The sequence below is a fragment of the Polaribacter marinaquae genome (assembly GCF_038019025.1).
Classification (GTDB): Bacteria; Bacteroidota; Bacteroidia; order Flavobacteriales; family Flavobacteriaceae; genus Polaribacter; species Polaribacter marinaquae.
Genome location: NZ_CP150496.1, coordinates 2500777 through 2517750 on the forward strand (window position 1 = coordinate 2500777; position 16974 = coordinate 2517750).

The window sequence follows — 16974 nt, forward strand, 5'->3', positions numbered from 1 at the left end:
GTTTACGATTCTATAATAAAGAGTTTTGTGTCATTTCTTCTGGTTGTGCTACACCCATTAATTCTAAAATTGTAGGTGCTACGTCTCCCAATATACCGCTTTTTATAGACTTTATCTCTTTATCAATTAAAACAAAAGGTACAGGGTTGGTAGTGTGTGCAGTGTGAGGTGAACCATCAGGGTTCATCATTGTTTCACAATTACCATGATCTGCAATTAATAAAATAGAATAATCATTTTCTAAACCAGTTTCTATAACTTCTTTTGCACAAGCATCTACAGCTTCACAAGCTTTTATTGCTGCTTCCATAATACCTGTATGGCCAACCATATCTCCGTTTGCAAAATTTAAGCAAACAAAATCTACTTCACCTTTTTCTAAATCTTCACACAAAGCATCTTTTAATTCATAAGCAGACATTTCTGGTTTTAAATCGTAAGTAGCTACCTTAGGTGAGTTTCTTAAAATTCTAGATTCACCTTCAAAAGGAGCTTCTTGGCCACCAGAGAAGAAAAAAGTTACATGTGGATACTTTTCTGTTTCGGCAATTCTAATTTGTTTTTTACCAGCTTTAGACAAAACTTCACCCAATGTGTTTTTAATATTATCGTTATTATAAATTACATTTATTCCTTTAAAGCTTTCGTCATATAAAGTAATGGTTGTATAGTATAAGTCTAATTTTTTCATTCCGAATTCCGGAAAATCATTCTGCGATAGCGCATTTGTTAATTCTCTTCCTCGATCTGTTCTATAGTTAAAAAACAAGACAACATCTCCTTCTTTAATTTTTGCTTTCGGATTACCGCTATTGTCTGTAGCAATTATTGGTGTATGAAATTCATCTGTAATACCAGCCTCATAATTTGCATTCATTTCAGCAAGAACTTCTGTTGTTTTTTTACCAATTCCGTTTACAACACCATCATAAGCTTCTTTTACACGTTCCCACCTGTTGTCTCTATCCATAGCATAATAACGCCCAGTTACAGAAGCCAATTCTCCTGTACTTTCTTTCATGTATTCTTGAATATCATTTATAAAAAACGTACCAGATTTAGGATCACAATCTCTACCATCTGTAAATGCATGTAAGTAAACATTTTCTACTTGATTTTCTTTAGCGACATCTAAAATTCCTTTTAAATGATTAATATGTGCATGAATTCCTCCGTTAGAAACCAAACCAAGTAAATGCACGTCTTTATTGTTTTCTTTTGCAAAGTTAAAAGTGTCTAAAAGTACTTTTTCTTTACCTAAAGTTTTTTCTTCTACAGCTTTGTTAATTCTAGCTAAATTTTGATATACAATTCTACCTGCACCCAAATTCATATGTCCAACTTCAGAATTACCCATTTGACCTTCTGGCAAACCAACATGCAAACCGTCTGTTCTTAATTCTGCATGCGGATATTTGTCATACAAACTATTAATGTAAGGTGTTTTTGCGTTGTATATTGCAGATACTTTTGGGTCTTGAGTTATTCCCCAACCATCTAAAATCATTAAGATTACTTTCTTGTCCATTTTTCTAAAATTATACAGTAAAAATAAGAAAGTTTTTTGTCTTCTTATTAAGTTTTTACGAAACCGATACCGTAAAATTACTAGTATTATTCTTGCTTTTTTTCAATTGTAATATTATTCAGATTAAAAAAAGAAATTTTCATGAAATAGAAATAAAGAATTACTATTTTAATCCGTAATTTTGTAAGAATAATTCAATAAATAGAAGAATATGCAGTTTCAATTGAATGATGTCACAAAAAAGTTACCAAAACACTTACATAAGTTTGTAGTTAAGCAGCCTTATGAAGAATATACAGCACAGAACCAAGCCGTTTGGCGCTATGTAATGAGAATTAATGTTGATTATTTAAGTAAAGTTGCACATAATTCTTACATAAAAGGTTTAGATAAAACAGGAATTTCTACAGAAGTTATACCACACATGGAAGGTATGAATCGTATTTTAAAAGATATTGGTTGGGCTGCAGTTTCTGTAGACGGATTTATTCCGCCAAATGCTTTTATGGAATTTCAGGCATACAATGTTCTGGTAATTGCATCAGACATGAGAACTATAAATCATATAGAATATACACCTGCGCCAGATATTATTCATGAAGCTGCAGGTCATGCTCCAATTATTGCAAATCCAGAATATGCTGAGTATTTAAGAAGATTTGGAGAGATAGGATGCAAAGCAATTTCTTCTGCTAAAGATTATGAAATGTATGAAGCAATACGTTTATTGTCTATTTTGAAAGAAGATCCAAATTCTACAGAAAAAGAAATTACAGAAGCGCAAGAAAAAGTAGAGTATCTGCAAGAAAATATGGGTGAATTATCTGAAATGGCACAGATAAGAAACTTACACTGGTGGACTGTTGAGTACGGATTGATTGGATCTTTAGAAAATCCTAAAATTTATGGAGCCGGTTTACTTTCTTCCATAGGTGAAAGTGCATGGTGTATGAAAGAAGAAGTGGTTAAAAAACCATATTCTATAGAAGCTGCTAATATTAATTTTGATATTACAAAACCACAACCACAACTTTTTGTAACTCCAGATTTTGCTCATTTAAGTTTAGTTTTAGAACAATTTGCCAATAAAATGGCAATTAGAAAAGGAGGTTTATCTGGTTTAAGAAAATTGATAGAATCTAAAAACCTTGGAACGATTGAGCTTAGTACGGGTATTCAAGTTTCTGGCGTTTTTACAAATGTTATTGCAGACGAAAATAACAAGCCAATTTATTTTCAAACAACAGGGCCAACTGCTTTGTCTAACAGAGATAAAGAGTTGATTGGTCATGGTATCGAAACGCATGCAGATGGTTTTGGTAGCCCAATAGGTAAGTTAAAAGGAATTAATATTCCTATCGAAAATATGAGTCCTAGAGATTTAGAAGCTTACCAAATTTATGAAGGTAAAACAATTACTTTAGAGTTTGAAGGCGGTTTAAAAGTAATAGGAAATGTAATTACAGGTACAAGAGATTTAAAAGGAAAAATATTGATAATTTCTTTTGAAAACTGTACAGTTACCCATAATGATAAGGTTTTATTTCAACCAGAATGGGGTGTTTACGACATGGCTGTGGGTAAAGAAGTTGTATCGGCTTATGCTGGTGCAGCAGATATCAATTCTTTTGAAGATACAAGTGAAGTTTCTAAAACAAAAACACATAAAATTAAGTATTCTGATAATCAGAAAAGATTATATGGTTTATACGATAGTGTAAGAGAAATTAGAAATACAAAAAACGTAACAGAACAAAAAATTGAATCTATTTATAATGACCTTTTAAATAATTATAAAAATGATTGGTTATTGCTTTTAGAACTATATGAATTAGCAAAAACACATAAATTAGATATTCAAGAAAAGATTCTAAAATCTTTAGAGGTTTTAAAAAGTAATAATAGTTACACAAAATTGATAGAAAATGGTTTAGCTTTGTGCCATTAATCAAAATAACAACATAACATGGGCTTATTTAGCATGTTTAAAAGAAATGATATGAGTGCAGAAATTAAAGAATATTTACAAAATGATGCCGTAATTTTAGATGTTAGAACTTTAGAAGAATGGAATGAAGGACATATAGAGTCTTCTAAACACATTGTTTTAAATTTAATTCCGTTAGAAATAGAACAAATAAAATCTTGGAACAAACCTGTAATTACAGTTTGTAGAAGTGGAGGTAGAAGTGGGCAAGCTGCTCAGTTTTTAGCTCAAAACGGAGTTGATGTTATAAATGGCGGACCTTGGCAAAATGTAGCAAAAGAGCTATAAAAACCTATTTGCCAAACCCTTTTCTTCTACGCTTACGTAATTTCAAGTAAATTATGTAAGTGTGTTTTATTTTTCTAATAATTGCAAAAATACCACCAAGCATTGCACCTACAAATGCTCCCATAGTTAAAGCATCTAAGTTTTGACCTGTAATTAAGCGTTTTAAAACGAAAGTAATAATACCTATTAGAATTAGTACAAAAAAGACTTGTAATTTAGATTTAGATAAGTGTGCATAAATTCCGCCCAAACCACCAGTAATTATTGCTGTGGCGGTAATCTTAGTTAAAAATAATTCTATTAATTCGCTTGTAGTTGGTTGTATAATTGCAGAAACAAAAATACCAACCAGAGCACCAGAAACTAAACCTGTAATAATTTTTCTAATCATACTTTCAGTAATTATTTTACCTAAGACTTAAAGGTACAAAATATTAATGTACTAAATTAAGTTTCTTTTTTGTGCGCTTTATTTTCTTTAATATTTTTTCTTAACTTCAAATATATATAATTTAAATCTTCAAAAAAGGTAGGGTAAATTACAATTGAGTTGTTTTACTAATAGATAATAGAAATTATGTATTAGAATTTATAAATTTTTAAATTATGAAAACAATCAAATTAATAGCAACATTTATCGCTCTTTTTACAATCGGATTTTTAAATGCTCAAGAACAAAAAGAACAGCAATTAGAACAAAAAGAACTGTCTAAATCTGCTTATTATCAAAAAAGAGCAAAGGAAGATGCCAAATTCGAACAACAATATGAGGCTAAATCTAAAAAAGATGAAAAACAATTCTGGAAAGAACAAAAAGCCTACGAAAAAGAGTTAAAGAAAAAAGACAAAGAAGCGTATGATGCCTATATGCAAGGTAAAAGAGATGCTTATGCAGAACATCACAATCACTGTGATTCACATTGTCATCATGGTTATTATTATCACAATCACACAAGATATTATTACAGTTACGAGTATAGAAGTCAACCAAGATATAGAACACGAACAAGTGTAAGAGTTGGTGTGCCAAGAGTAAGAATTGGATTATTTTAATTAATTAAAAGCTTATCGAGCATAGTTTTCGGTAAGCTTTTTTAAAATTTAATAAAAGGAAGTTTTTTAGTTAACTGTGCTTTTTTTAATTGCAAGTTTTTTAAAAACTTTTGATGTTCTTCAGAAGCTTCATTAAAAGGTCTGTGTGCAATTCCTCGCTGAATTGTTTCAACATCTTTCATAATTGGTTTAGAATCTTCAGAAAACCAAGTTGCTGTGAATTTTTCCCAAATATAATTTATTGCAATGTTATTCGGATGAATCATATCTTCATTATAAAAACGATAATCTCTCAATTCATCTACTACAATTTCATAGGAAGGGAAATAATATGAATTCATATCAGAATTTACGGTAGCATGAACCGCACTAATTAAATGCGCTTTACTTCTGTTGTTTTCTATAAAACCATCTTTTAAATGTCTAACCGGTGAAACTGTAAAAATAATGTTAGCATTTTTATTAATTGATTTTATTAGAGAAGTTATCTTTTTTAAAGTTGAGGTAATTTCATCAACAGAAAGTAAATCTTTAGAAAATTTTTTCTGCGGAATTTTATGACAATTTGCTACAATACAATCATTTTCTAAATAACGATATACCCAAGAAGTACCTAATGTTATAAGAATATGAGATGAATTTTCTAAATAACTTTTAGTGTTTTTTAAAGCTAAATTTAAGTTGTATAAAAGCGTTTTCTTATCCGAAGCACTTAAACTTGAGTGTGCATCAAAACAATGCCACCTTTCGTTGTTGTAAACTAATTCTTTTTCGGTATAGAATTTACTGTTGATAGCTCTAGAAATTAAATTTTCTATTGCCTTCGGATGAAATAAAATACCAAATGGATTTTGCTGTGTTTGAAACTTATAAAAAGCAAGTTTATTACCAATGTTTTCTGAAAAACAAGAACCAATTAAAAGTGTTTTAGAATGATAAGAAATAAGATTGTTATCTTCTCTTTTGATTGGTATTTGTGTCTGAAAAATCATTTATACTAAATAATCTTTTGCTTTGTCTAATGCTTTCGGTATTCCACCTGGGTTTTTACCACCAGCAGTTGCAAAAAAGTTTTGGCCACCACCGCCACCATGAATTAATTTACCTAATTCTCTAACAACCTTACCAGCATCGTAACCACGTTCTTTTGCCAATTCTTTAGAAATGTAACAAGTTAACATCGCTTTGTCTTTAGAAGGAGCAGTAGCAAACAATAAAAATAAATTATCTAGATCTTTACCTAAGCTAAAAGCTAAGTTTTTAATTCCGTTTGCATCTAAATCTACTTTTGTAGCTAAAAATTGCACTCCATTAATTTCTTGAAGATTGTTCTTAATTTCTCCTGATAAATTTTGCGCTTTTTCCTTTAAAAGTTGTTCTATTTGTTTTTGAAGCGACGCATTATCTTCTTGTAATTTTAAAACTGCTTTTACGGGTTCTTTAGCGTTGTTAAGTAAGTCTTTAATTTCGAATAAAGTTTTGTTATTTTCAGAATAGAAACCTTTAACAGCATCATTAGTAATTGCTTCTATTCTTCTAATTCCAGAGGCAACAGCGCCTTCAGATTTAATTTTGAAATGCCATATGTCTCCGGTGTTTTGTACATGTGTACCACCACATAATTCTACAGATTTACCAAATTTAATTGCTCTAACAGTATCACCATATTTTTCTCCAAACAATGCCATGGCACCATCATCTAAAGCTTGTTGCATTGGTATATTCCTTTTTTCTACTAAAGGTAGTTTACCAGAAATACGCGCATTAACAAAATCTTCTACATCGCTTAACTCATCCGCAGTTAACTTAGAAAAGTGAGAAAAATCGAAACGTAAATATTTAGAATGCACAGCAGAACCTTTTTGCTCTACATGAGTTCCTAAAACTTCTCTTAAAGCTTGATGCAATAAATGTGTTGCTGTATGATTACATTCTGTTCTGTAACGTTGTTTTTTATCTACAACAGCTTTAAAACTCTCGTTTAAATGCTTTGGTAAATTTTTGGTAAAATGTATAATTAAGTTGTTTTCTTTTTTAGTATCTAAAATATAAACAACATCACCGTGTGTATCTTCTAAATATCCTTTATCACCAACTTGTCCTCCGCCTTCAGGATAAAAAGGTGTTAAATTGAAGACTAATTGAAACATTTCGCCATCTTTTTTAGAGGTTACTTTTCTATACTTAGTTAGCTTTACATCAGCTTCTAAATAATCGTAACCAATAAATTCTTCTTCTTTGTCATCAATTAAAACTACCCAATCTTCTGTAGAGCTTTCACTTGCAGCTCTAGATCTATTTTTTTGTTTCTGAAGTTCTTCTTTAAAACCGTTTTCATCTAAAGTATAGCCTTTTTCAGATAAAATTAAAGCAGTTAAATCAATAGGAAATCCAAAAGTATCATATAATTCGAATACTTTTTCCCCAGAAATTTCTTTGGATTTAGAAGTATCAATAATTCCGTCTAATAAAAGTAATCCTTTGTCTAGAGTTTTTAAGAAAGAAGCTTCTTCTTCTCTAATTACATTTTCTATTAATTGTTTTTGTGCTTTAATTTCTGGAAAAGCTTCTCCCATTTTATTGCTTAAAACTTCTACAAGTCTATAAATAAATGGATCTTTTTTATTTAAAAACGTAAATCCGTATCTAATAGCTCTTCTTAAAATTCTACGAATAACATAACCTGCACCTGTGTTACTTGGTAATTGGCCATCTGCTATTGAAAAAGCAACCGCTCTAACATGATCTGAAATTACACGAGTTGCAATGTCTTGTTTTTCGTTTTTTCCGTAAGTTGTATTTGTAATAGTTCCAATTTCGCTAATAATTGGTTTAAAAACATCTGTGTCGTAGTTAGATTGTACATTTTGCAAAACCATGCATAAACGTTCAAATCCCATACCTGTGTCTATATGTTTGTTTGGTAATTCTTCTAAAGTTCCGTTTGCTTTTCTATTGAACTGCATAAAAACTAAGTTCCATATTTCTACAACATGCGGATGATCTTCATTTATTAAAGTTCTACCATCAACTTTTGCTTTCTCTTCTGCAGAACGAATATCTACATGAATTTCAGAGCAAGGTCCGCAAGGTCCTTGTTCTCCCATTTCCCAAAAGTTATCTTTTTTATTTCCTTTTAAAATTCTGTCTTCATCTATATATTGTTTCCAAATATCGTAGGCTTCAGTATCTAATTTTAAATTGTCTTTATCGTCAGAACCTTCAAAAACGGTAACATATAAAATGTCTTTATCAATTTTATAAACTTCGGTTAATAATTCCCAAGCCCAAGCGACAGCCTCTTTCTTAAAATAATCTCCAAAAGACCAATTACCCAACATTTCAAATAATGTGTGATGATAGGTATCGTAACCAACTTCTTCTAAATCATTATGCTTACCAGAAACCCTTAAACATTTTTGCGAATCTGTAATTCTTGTACTTTTAGGCGAGCCATTACCCAAGAAATATTCTTTAAAAGGTGCCATTCCAGAATTTACAAACATTAAAGTTGGGTCGTCTTTAGTTACCATGGGTGCAGACGGCACAATAAGGTGAGATTTATCTTTAAAAAAGTTTAAAAATGTAGCACGAATATCTTGAGATTTCATAAAGAAAGAAGTTTCTAGATTGGTTATTATATGTTAATATATCTATAAAACAACTGTTTTAAAAAGCAGTTGTAAAACATTTTGTAAATTAGCGAGTTCTTAAAAGTGAAATTTTAACTAAAATCAAATTTAAGAATACAAAAATAGTACATTTACAATTATGGCAAAAGTAAAATATTATTACGATGCAGATACACTTTCTTACAGAAAAATTGCTGTTAAGAAAAGTGATTACTACAAGAAAACAATATTTGTTTTTTTAGCTATTTTATTAAACGGATTTATAGGTTTTATAGTGTTTAGCCAATTTATCATGTCGCCAAATGAAAGAGCCTTAAACAGAGAAAACGAAAATCTACAGTTAAATTTAGAATTATTATCTAAAAGAGTAGAAGAAAGTTCTACAATTTTAGCCCAGTTACAAGAAAGAGATAACAATATTTATAGAGTTTATTTTGAAGCTAACCCAATACCAGAAGAACAAAGAAAAGCAGGTTTTGGTGGTGTAAACAGATATAAAAGTTTACAAGGTTACGACAACTCTAAACTAATAACAGATTTAACTAAAAACGTAGATATTTTATCGAAACAGCTTGTAGTGCAATCTAAATCTTTAGACGAAATTGTTGTTTTAGCAAAAGAAAAAGAGAAAATGTTGGCAGCAATACCAGCAATTTTACCTGTAAAGTTAGTAGATTTAACAAGAATGGCGTCTGGTTATAAATGGAGAATGCATCCTATTTTAAAAATTCGTAAATTTCATAAAGGAATGGATTTTACTGCGCCAGTTGGTACACCAATATACGCTTCTGGTAACGGTAAAGTTATTAGAGCAGAAAGAAGTGCTACTTTTGGTAAAGTTATTTACATAGATCATGGTTATGGTTATAAAACCATTTATGCTCACATGAGTAAAATGAAAGTAAGAAAAGGACAAAAAGTAAAACGTGGCGATTTAATTGGTTATGTTGGTAATACAGGTAGATCTGTTTCCGCTCACTTGCATTACGAAGTTCATAAAAATGATAGAGCTGTAAATCCTATTAATTTTTACTACGGAGATTTAACGCCAGAAGAGTTTGCTGCAATGCAAAAAGCGGCAGAAGAAGAAGGACAATCTTACGATTAAAATCGCTAAAAAATGCATATAGATTTACCAGAAAAGCGTTACTACAAAATAGGTGAAGTTGCCAAAGCATTTGATGTAAATACGTCTTTAATTCGTTTTTGGGAAAAAGAATTTGATATTATTAAACCCAAAAAAAACGCAAAAGGTAACCGACTTTTTACTGCGGATGATATTAGTAATTTTAAACTAATTTTTAATTTAGTAAAAGAAAGAGGATTTACTCTAGAAGGTGCAAAACAAAAATTAAAAAAGAATCCAGATTCTACAATTTACAATCACGAAATTATTAGCAGATTAGAAAGTGTAAAAGCAGAATTGATTAAAATTAAAAATCAGTTGTAACACTTTTAACTTTTACGTGTCTAACAATTATATAAAGCAAATAACTGCTTTATATTCTTAAGAATATTAGGTAAATTTGTAGAAATCGATTAAAAATCAACTAAAAAACTTTAAAAAATAGAAATTATGAAAAAATGGTTAGTACCAGTAATTGTTATATTAGTAATAGTAATTGGTGTTTATAAATGGGGTGTAGGTTTTAATAATACAGCAATAGAATTAAACGAAAGTGTTTCAGAATCTTGGGCAAATGTAGAAACGTCTTACCAAAGAAGAAACGATTTAATTGGTAACTTAGTAAACACTGTGCAAGGTGCAGCAGATTATGAAAGAGGTACATTGGTAGAGGTAATCGAAGCAAGAGCAAAAGCAACTTCTGTAAATATCGATCCTTCTAACATAACACCAGAACAATTGGCACAATTTAATAAAGTACAAGGAGGTTTAAGTGGTGCTTTAAAAAGTTTATTGGTAACTGTAGAAAGATATCCAGAGTTAAAAGCGAATGAGAACTTTTTAAAATTACAAGATGAATTGGCAAGTACAGAAAACCAAATTCTAACTGCAAGAACTCGTTTTAATGAGAAAATAAAACCTTATAACAATCACGTTAAGAAATTTCCTAATTCAATTTTAGCAGGTTGGTTTAATTTTGAAGGGAAACCATATTTTCAAGCAGAAGCAGGTGCAGAAAAACCAGTTAAAGTAGATTTTAGTAAAAAATAAAAGATGTCTAAAGTAGAAGAATTTCTTACACCAGCAGAAGAAAAAGAAATTATTTCTGCTATTAGAACTGCAGAGTCAAATACTTCTGGTGAAATACGTGTTCATATCGAAGCTACATCAGATAAAGAACATTACAAAAGAGCGCTAGAAGTGTTTCATCTCTTAAAAATGGATAACACCAAAGATGCCAACGCTGTATTAATTTATGTGGCAGTTAAAGATCATAAATTTGTTATTTACGGTGATAAAGGTATTAATGATGTTGTGCCTAAAAATTTCTGGGATACTACAAAAGATGTAATTCAAAATCAATTTAAAAAAGGAAACTTTAAGCAAGGACTTGTAGATGGTATTTTAAAAGCTGGTTTAGAATTGCAAAGTCATTTTCCTTGGCAAACAGATGATATTAACGAATTACCTAACGAAATTTCTAAATAATCAATTTCTTGAAAGCATTTAAAAACATCAGTTTTCTTCTTTTATTTTTTGTAACTCAAATTTCATTTGGGCAATTTACGATACCAGAAATCCCAAAAGAACAAACAAGTGTTTACGATTATGTAAACTTATTAACTGCTAGCCAGAAAACGAATTTAGAAAATAAATTAGTACGTTATTCAGATTCAACATCAACACAAATTGTTGTTATTGTAATAGAGTCAACAAAAAATGAAAGTATTGGTATCTTGGCTCCTAAATGGGCTCAAAAATGGGGAATTGGTCAAGAAAAAGAAGACAACGGTATATTAATTTTACTTGCCGAAAAAGACCGTAAAATTTGGATAGCACCAGGTTATGGTATCGAACCAATTTTAACCGCTGGTATTGTTGGCGAAATTACAAGAAATGTAATAATACCAGAGTTTAAAAGAGGGAATTTTTACGAAGGATTAGACAAAGGTTCTGATACTATTTTTCAATTACTAAACGGAGAATATAAAGGAACTCGAAAAAACAAATCGAAAGGTTTTGATCCAGGAATGTTTTTCTTCATCCTAATTGTCATCATCTTTTTTATTATAATCTCAAGAGGTAATAAAAATAATAGAGGTGGCGGCAACAGGCATAGAAGAGGTTCTTTAGCCGATACAATTTTTGATACCATTATATTAAGCAATGCCGGTAGAGGTGGCGGAAGCTTTGGAGGCGGTTTTGGCGGTTCTTCTGGTGGTGGAAGTTTTGGCGGAGGCGGCTTTGGAGGCGGTTTCGGTGGCGGTGGCTTTAGTGGCGGTGGAGCAGGAGGAAGTTGGTAACAAGCTACTAAAGATTATTTTAGGTATCATAATTTAGATACTTACAAAACAGAACACTTAATTTTTATTTAAAAAATTTAAGTGTTTTATTATTTTCAATAATTCTAAAAGCAAAAGTAAATGAAGAAAATAGTTTCCATATTTAGTTTTTTAATTTTGATGAGTTGTCAGAATTTTGGGCAATTAAATATAATTTCAGATTTACCAAAAACTTTAAATGAAGTTTCTGGTACAGAAATAGTGCCGAAATCAGATTTAATTTGGATGATAAATGATGGTGGAAATAAACCAACTTTGTTTGGCTTAAACGCTAAAGGAAAAATTAAAAAAGAAATTTATATTAAAGCTAAAAATCACGATTGGGAAGATTTAGCTTCGGATGAAAATGGAACTATTTACATTGGAGATTTTGGAAATAATTTAAACAAAAGAAAAAATTTATCGATTATAATAGTTGAACAAAATGAATTGGACGAAAAAAATGCAGAGGTAGATGAAATAGAGTTTGAATATCCAAATCAAAATAAATTCCCACCAAAAAAGAAAGATCGCTACTTTGATACAGAAGCTTTTTTTTACTATAATAAGAACTTATATATTCTAACAAAAAGTAGAGTAAAAGGTAATTATGGTAAAACTACTCTTTATAAATTACCTGCTAAAAAAGGAACTTACACAGCAGAAATAGTAGATGATTATGAAAACTGTAAAGATTTAGAATGCTGGATTACTTCTGCGGATATTTCGCCTAACGGAAAAAAAGTTGCAGTTTTATCTCAAAGAAATATCTTAATATTTTCTAATTTTAAAGGAGATAAGTTTCTTTCTGGAGATGTGAAAAAGATAGATTTAACTCATCGATCTCAAAAAGAAAGTATAACTTTTAAAGACAATAACACGTTACTTATTTCAGATGAAAAGGCGCACGGTACAGGCGGTAATTTATACGAATTAAAACTTTAGATAAAATAGAGTAAACTAAATTTATAAAAAATTAATGCCCAACCTAAGCATAAAAACAATCCTCCCAAAGGAGTAATTGGTCCTAAGAATTTCATTTTTTTATTTTTAGCTGAAGAAATTACCAAGCCATAAATAGAAAATGAAAATAAAATTACACCAATTATAAAAGCGTAAACTATGTAATTATCTATAGTCAATTCGCTGTTTAGTTTAAATCCTAAAAATAGTAAAACAATGGCGTGATACATTTGGTATTTTACACCTGTTTCAAAGCTTTGTAATTGTTCTTCGGATAATTTCTTTTTTAATAAATGCGCCCCAAAAGCTCCAAATATTATTGCTAATAATCCAAAAAAACTTCCAAATAAAATTGCTGTGTATATCATAATTTAAAAATCGAAACCTAAACTAAAAGTTATTCTAGAGCCTTCGTTACCATCAAAAACCCCAATACTTGTGGTTAACATATCTGCAGCGTTTAAAAATAATCCACCTCCAAAAGAAGTATTCGGTTTAGAAGATGGGTTTGGTTGCACTGTTAAAGAAGTTGGGGTTCCCCATACTTTACCATAATCAAACCCAGAATAAATACCAATATTAATAGGTAAAATAGCAGTTCTTAAATTACTTATATTATACCTAAGATCTGTTGTGTGGTAAAAAGCATTTTTACCTGTAAATCGCTCGTTTCTATAGGCTCTCATACCTTCATTACCTCCAATAGAGGCTCCTTGATAAAATTGAAAATCGTTGCCAAAAATAAAATGTCCGTCTACTTTTGATGCCAATACAAGTTTACCATTCGGAATTAATTTATGCGTAATTCCTAAAGAAGTGGTAGCGTAAGAAAAATTACTTTTATTACTTAAATTACCTGTAAAGCCTATAAGAGCATTAAATTCTACACCTAAAGTAGGAAATGCAGGATTGTCTGAGTGTTGGTAATAGTAACCAGCTTCTGTGTTTATAAAGTTTTGAGCTTTAAACAAATCGTTACCAGCCGCATATTGTGTTTCTAAAAATCTACCTGAAGTTCTTTCAATGTCAAAACTTTGAAAACTTGCAGAAGCTGTAAATTTTGCACCCAAATCACCTCTCCATTTTAAAAATGCACCTGCTTGTAGTTTTCTAATTTTTACTCGATTATAATCTCTATTTACAGTTCCGTTTGGTTCTAAGTTTATAGAATTGTTACCAAATCCAAAAAAGTTAGTAGCATAATTAGGACTGTTAAATTCTGCATTAAACCCTAAGTTAAAACGGTCTAAAATATTGGCAAACTCGCCGTTATATTTTATTTCTAAACCTTGTGTTGCAAATACATAATAACCTTCTATAACATGTTTTCTTGTAAACGGATTTCTTTCGAAACCATTTACCAAACGTGTATTTTTAATACCTAGTTTAACTCCGTCATCTGGATTGTAACCAATTGCAGGAGAAACTAAATTACTTTTACTTCTTAATTTTTTATAATCGTATGTGTTGGTCTTATAATCGTCTGTAATTTTTTTATTGATATTCTTAGTTATAAAGGTGTTTTTCTTAGTTTTATAATCATAAACCTTAATAAACTTTTTTGTTTTTATGTCGTAAATATCGTTGTTTAATCCTCCGATTAATTTAATTTTTATTGGATCAATGCCAGAAGGACCACTAACAACAAACCTGTCATCATCATCTAAACCATATACCCAAATATCTTTGGTAACATCTTTTTTATATCTCCTTTTATGAAAAATATCAGCTTTTTTACCGTCTTTTATTCTATAACCTATAATTTCAGTATCTCCGTTTACAAATCTGTTTATTTCAAACCAATCATCTTTATGAGTACCTGTTACTACTTGAAATTTGTTTAAGTGACTAAAATACTTATCCGATATTTTTTGTAGATTTTTTCTTCGTCCTTTTAGTTTTCTCTTGATGTTGTCTATTGCATTTCCTCTAACTTCTTTCGGGAATTTAGAAAACGCACTTTCTATAACTTCATCTGTAATTTGATTTTGAATTATTTGTACTTCTCTATCCCAATCTGCTTTGTTAGATTCTCTAATTAACCTCATATCTAAAGGATATGCAGATAAACTAAAATGGGCCGGATTTTTGATATCTTCTTCGTAAGATCGCATCCCTTTTAAAGCAGGAATAATACTTGTAATTGTGTTCATTAAAAATCCATCACTAAAAACAGAAAAAGCTTGATCGCGATCTCTTGGTACAGGTCGGTAAATTACTTTATTATCTTTTTCAAAAGTTGCCCATCGCCATTGATCTTGATGTCTGTCCCAATCTCCAATTAACATATCAAACAAACGTGCTCTTATATAAGAACCTTCATCTAAAACATATTTTTCGTCTTTCGCTAGATTTTTTCTTAAATCGTCTGTACTTATTATTTCATCAGAAAAACCAAAGTATTCTTTATCTCCATGACCGTCTGCAGTTCTTGCCTCAATCATGTACAATTCATCACCAAAGCTAGCATTAAACTCTTTTAAAGTCTCTTGCTTTGGTACGTAAAATAAAATTGGTTTGGTATGATATACGTTAATTGCTTCTGCCAATTTATCAATAGTAAAAGGCGCATACGGATGCGATCCTGTAAAAACATCTAATAACAAGTCTTCTGTAAAAGTGTTGCTAAATTGCCCTTCTACATATTGATTTTTAAAAGCAACAGCTTGCAGATATTGCACAGCATTTTTTCTTAATGCTCTCATTACATATTCCTTACCGTCTTTATCTTCTAATCGTAAAGATTTAGATTGATGTCCGCCACCTTTTCTAACGGGTTTTAATCCGCCGTATAAAGTGTCTAAACTTACAGTTGGGGCCATTATTTTCTGACCAAAGTATTTACGGTATCTTTTTCCCCATAAGAAATTATAGAATTTCCCTTTATTTGTTTCTTTATCGGTGTAAATTCCCGCTTTTTTTTCTGAAACATCCATGTTAGGGAAGTCTGTAAATTCTACAATGCTATCTTTTTTAAATACATTCGCTTCAAAAACAATTTTGCGTTCTTTTGCCGTGTAAAAATGAACTGTAGATGCGCCGTCTTCATAAATATCTAATCTAGCAAAACCTTGAGTTCCGTAAGAAAAAACACCACCATTTACGTTTTTAGTTGCTGTTAATTTAGAACCAGAACCGCTTACAATTTGCGGTATGTTGTCTTGCACAATATATTGTATACTATGTTCATGACCAGAAATAAACATTACTTTTTCATTCTGTTGCGCTAAACTAATAATACGTTTTCTTAATAAATTGTATTTTTCATTTTGTTGATCTGTATTTGTAACTCCAGATGTTTTTCTTAGAATATTTAAAGCAGAACCAAAAATAGGCAAAGGCTTCATGTGACTTTTAAAAGAGTAATAACCACCATGCGGACCGTTTGTAAACATTGGGTGGTGTAAAGCAACAATTGTAGTTTTACCTTGCGATTTTTTCAACAAACCTTCAAATTCTTCGAAGAATTTTTCTCTGGTTTTAATTTCGCAATTATCGTTAATTCCTGGGTGATTGTCCCAGTTTGTAACAAACCAATGCGTATCTACAACAATAACATTTATGTCATCATTTATTTCAACTTTTTCTAACGGACAACCTTTTTCTGGTAAAAAAGAGTTTTTTCCAAGTGCTTTTTCTACTAATTTTTCTTGTCTTTTTAAACCATCTAAACCGCTATACCAATCGTGATTACCCGGAATAAAAAATGTTCTACCAGGAAATTTTTTACCAATATCTGTTTGAACTTTTAATCTGTGTTCTGCTAACTTATAGTTTTTAGAATTCTCTTTCGGAATTCCTCTTTGATAAACATTATCACCTAAAAATATTAATGTAGAATTTTTCTTAGCATTTTTAATTTCTTCCTCTAAATAAGAGAGTGCAGAATCTTTTTTATTTAAAGCAGAATTACCAGCATCTCCTATTAAATAAAAAGAATGTAAAACTTTAGACGAGTCTTTTTTAGAAATATAACTATGGTTTTCTGCAACTTGCATTTTAATGGTTGCGCAAGCAGAAATTAATAGTGATAAGACAAGTAAAGTAAGTATTTGTTTGATGAAGTTCATCTTACA

15 protein-coding genes are annotated in these 16974 nt (G+C 30.4%); 9 read left to right on the forward strand and 6 right to left on the reverse strand.

What is annotated here, in order from left to right; genetic code table 11:
* Positions 1-10: 10 nt before the first annotated feature.
* Complete coding sequence (gpmI, locus tag WG950_RS11330; protein WP_340932450.1) at positions 11-1528, reverse strand: 2,3-bisphosphoglycerate-independent phosphoglycerate mutase; 1518 nt, start codon at positions 1526-1528, stop codon at positions 11-13.
* Between the two features lie 211 nt (positions 1529-1739).
* Here gpmI and WG950_RS11335 point away from each other — a divergent pair, with 211 nt between their 5' ends.
* Positions 1740-3476, forward strand: a complete 1737-nt coding sequence (locus WG950_RS11335; RefSeq protein ID WP_340932452.1) for an aromatic amino acid hydroxylase — start codon at positions 1740-1742, stop codon at positions 3474-3476.
* 51 nt (positions 3477-3527) lie between these two features.
* Positions 3528-3803 (forward strand): rhodanese-like domain-containing protein, encoded by a 276-nt coding sequence (locus WG950_RS11340; protein ID WP_077811383.1) that lies wholly within the window; start codon positions 3528-3530, stop codon positions 3801-3803.
* Positions 3804-3807: 4 nt separating this feature from the next.
* Here the strand turns inward: WG950_RS11340 and WG950_RS11345 are convergent, their stop codons facing one another.
* Positions 3808-4194 carry a hypothetical protein gene (locus tag WG950_RS11345; protein ID WP_077810176.1) on the reverse strand — a complete coding sequence of 129 codons (387 nt, stop codon included), beginning with the start codon at positions 4192-4194 and terminating at the stop codon, positions 3808-3810.
* 215 nt (positions 4195-4409) lie between these two features.
* On the opposite strand from WG950_RS11345, the gene WG950_RS11350 reads away from it, so the two are divergent.
* On the forward strand, positions 4410-4856 hold the full coding sequence (locus WG950_RS11350; protein WP_340932456.1) for a hypothetical protein: 447 nt from the start codon (positions 4410-4412) through the stop codon (positions 4854-4856).
* Positions 4857-4897: 41 nt separating this feature from the next.
* Here WG950_RS11350 and WG950_RS11355 read toward each other — a convergent pair whose 3' ends face one another.
* Complete coding sequence (locus tag WG950_RS11355; protein ID WP_340932457.1) at positions 4898-5848, reverse strand: GSCFA domain-containing protein; 951 nt, start codon at positions 5846-5848, stop codon at positions 4898-4900.
* Complete coding sequence (alaS, locus tag WG950_RS11360) at positions 5849-8467, reverse strand: alanine--tRNA ligase (RefSeq protein WP_340932460.1); 2619 nt, start codon at positions 8465-8467, stop codon at positions 5849-5851.
* Positions 8468-8627: 160 nt separating this feature from the next.
* On the opposite strand from alaS, the gene WG950_RS11365 reads away from it, so the two are divergent.
* From WG950_RS11365 to WG950_RS11390, 6 genes are all read left to right on the forward strand, one after another.
* Positions 8628-9596 (forward strand): M23 family metallopeptidase, encoded by a 969-nt coding sequence (locus tag WG950_RS11365; RefSeq protein WP_340932463.1) that lies wholly within the window; start codon positions 8628-8630, stop codon positions 9594-9596.
* Between the two features lie 12 nt (positions 9597-9608).
* Positions 9609-9938 (forward strand): MerR family transcriptional regulator, encoded by a 330-nt coding sequence (locus WG950_RS11370; RefSeq protein WP_079737359.1) that lies wholly within the window; start codon positions 9609-9611, stop codon positions 9936-9938.
* Positions 9939-10064: 126 nt separating this feature from the next.
* On the forward strand, positions 10065-10664 hold the full coding sequence (locus tag WG950_RS11375; protein ID WP_340932469.1) for a LemA family protein: 600 nt from the start codon (positions 10065-10067) through the stop codon (positions 10662-10664).
* 3 nt (positions 10665-10667) lie between these two features.
* Positions 10668-11102 (forward strand): TPM domain-containing protein, encoded by a 435-nt coding sequence (locus tag WG950_RS11380; RefSeq protein ID WP_079737357.1) that lies wholly within the window; start codon positions 10668-10670, stop codon positions 11100-11102.
* Positions 11102-11917: a TPM domain-containing protein gene (locus tag WG950_RS11385; RefSeq protein ID WP_340935251.1), complete on the forward strand. Its 816-nt coding sequence runs from the start codon at positions 11102-11104 to the stop codon at positions 11915-11917. Before WG950_RS11380 ends, WG950_RS11385 begins: the two co-directional genes overlap by 1 nt.
* A 120-nt stretch (positions 11918-12037) precedes the next feature.
* Positions 12038-12880 (forward strand): hypothetical protein, encoded by an 843-nt coding sequence (locus WG950_RS11390; protein ID WP_340932475.1) that lies wholly within the window; start codon positions 12038-12040, stop codon positions 12878-12880.
* Here the strand turns inward: WG950_RS11390 and WG950_RS11395 are convergent.
* Together WG950_RS11395 and WG950_RS11400 are read right to left on the reverse strand one after the other, a co-directional pair.
* The gene (locus tag WG950_RS11395) at positions 12877-13266 is read right to left on the reverse strand and encodes a DUF423 domain-containing protein (RefSeq protein WP_340932476.1); all 390 of its coding nucleotides are present in this window, start codon (positions 13264-13266) and stop codon (positions 12877-12879) included. The two genes, WG950_RS11390 and WG950_RS11395, sit on opposite strands and share 4 nt — an antisense overlap.
* Positions 13267-13269: 3 nt before the next feature.
* Positions 13270-16968: a metallophosphoesterase gene (locus WG950_RS11400; protein ID WP_340932478.1), complete on the reverse strand. Its 3699-nt coding sequence runs from the start codon at positions 16966-16968 to the stop codon at positions 13270-13272.
* Between the last annotated feature and the right edge of the window lie 6 nt (positions 16969-16974).

Bases quoted from the DNA above. Each gene is read 5' to 3' on its own strand.
- WG950_RS11390 (WP_340932475.1), top strand. From the start codon at position 12,038: ATGAAGAAAATAGTTTCCATATTTAGTTTTTTAATTTTGATGAGTTGT.
- WG950_RS11345 (WP_077810176.1), bottom strand. From the start codon at position 4,194: ATGATTAGAAAAATTATTACAGGTTTAGTTTCTGGTGCTCTGGTTGGT.
- WG950_RS11365 (WP_340932463.1), top strand. From the start codon at position 8,628: ATGGCAAAAGTAAAATATTATTACGATGCAGATACACTTTCTTACAGA.
- gpmI (WP_340932450.1), bottom strand. From the start codon at position 1,528: ATGGACAAGAAAGTAATCTTAATGATTTTAGATGGTTGGGGAATAACT.
- WG950_RS11355 (WP_340932457.1), bottom strand. From the start codon at position 5,848: ATGATTTTTCAGACACAAATACCAATCAAAAGAGAAGATAACAATCTT.
- WG950_RS11335 (WP_340932452.1), top strand. From the start codon at position 1,740: ATGCAGTTTCAATTGAATGATGTCACAAAAAAGTTACCAAAACACTTA.
- WG950_RS11370 (WP_079737359.1), top strand. From the start codon at position 9,609: ATGCATATAGATTTACCAGAAAAGCGTTACTACAAAATAGGTGAAGTT.
- WG950_RS11350 (WP_340932456.1), top strand. From the start codon at position 4,410: ATGAAAACAATCAAATTAATAGCAACATTTATCGCTCTTTTTACAATC.
- alaS (WP_340932460.1), bottom strand. From the start codon at position 8,467: ATGAAATCTCAAGATATTCGTGCTACATTTTTAAACTTTTTTAAAGAT.
- WG950_RS11400 (WP_340932478.1), bottom strand. From the start codon at position 16,968: ATGAACTTCATCAAACAAATACTTACTTTACTTGTCTTATCACTATTA.
- WG950_RS11340 (WP_077811383.1), top strand. From the start codon at position 3,528: ATGAGTGCAGAAATTAAAGAATATTTACAAAATGATGCCGTAATTTTA.
- WG950_RS11375 (WP_340932469.1), top strand. From the start codon at position 10,065: ATGAAAAAATGGTTAGTACCAGTAATTGTTATATTAGTAATAGTAATT.
- WG950_RS11380 (WP_079737357.1), top strand. From the start codon at position 10,668: ATGTCTAAAGTAGAAGAATTTCTTACACCAGCAGAAGAAAAAGAAATT.
- WG950_RS11395 (WP_340932476.1), bottom strand. From the start codon at position 13,266: ATGATATACACAGCAATTTTATTTGGAAGTTTTTTTGGATTATTAGCA.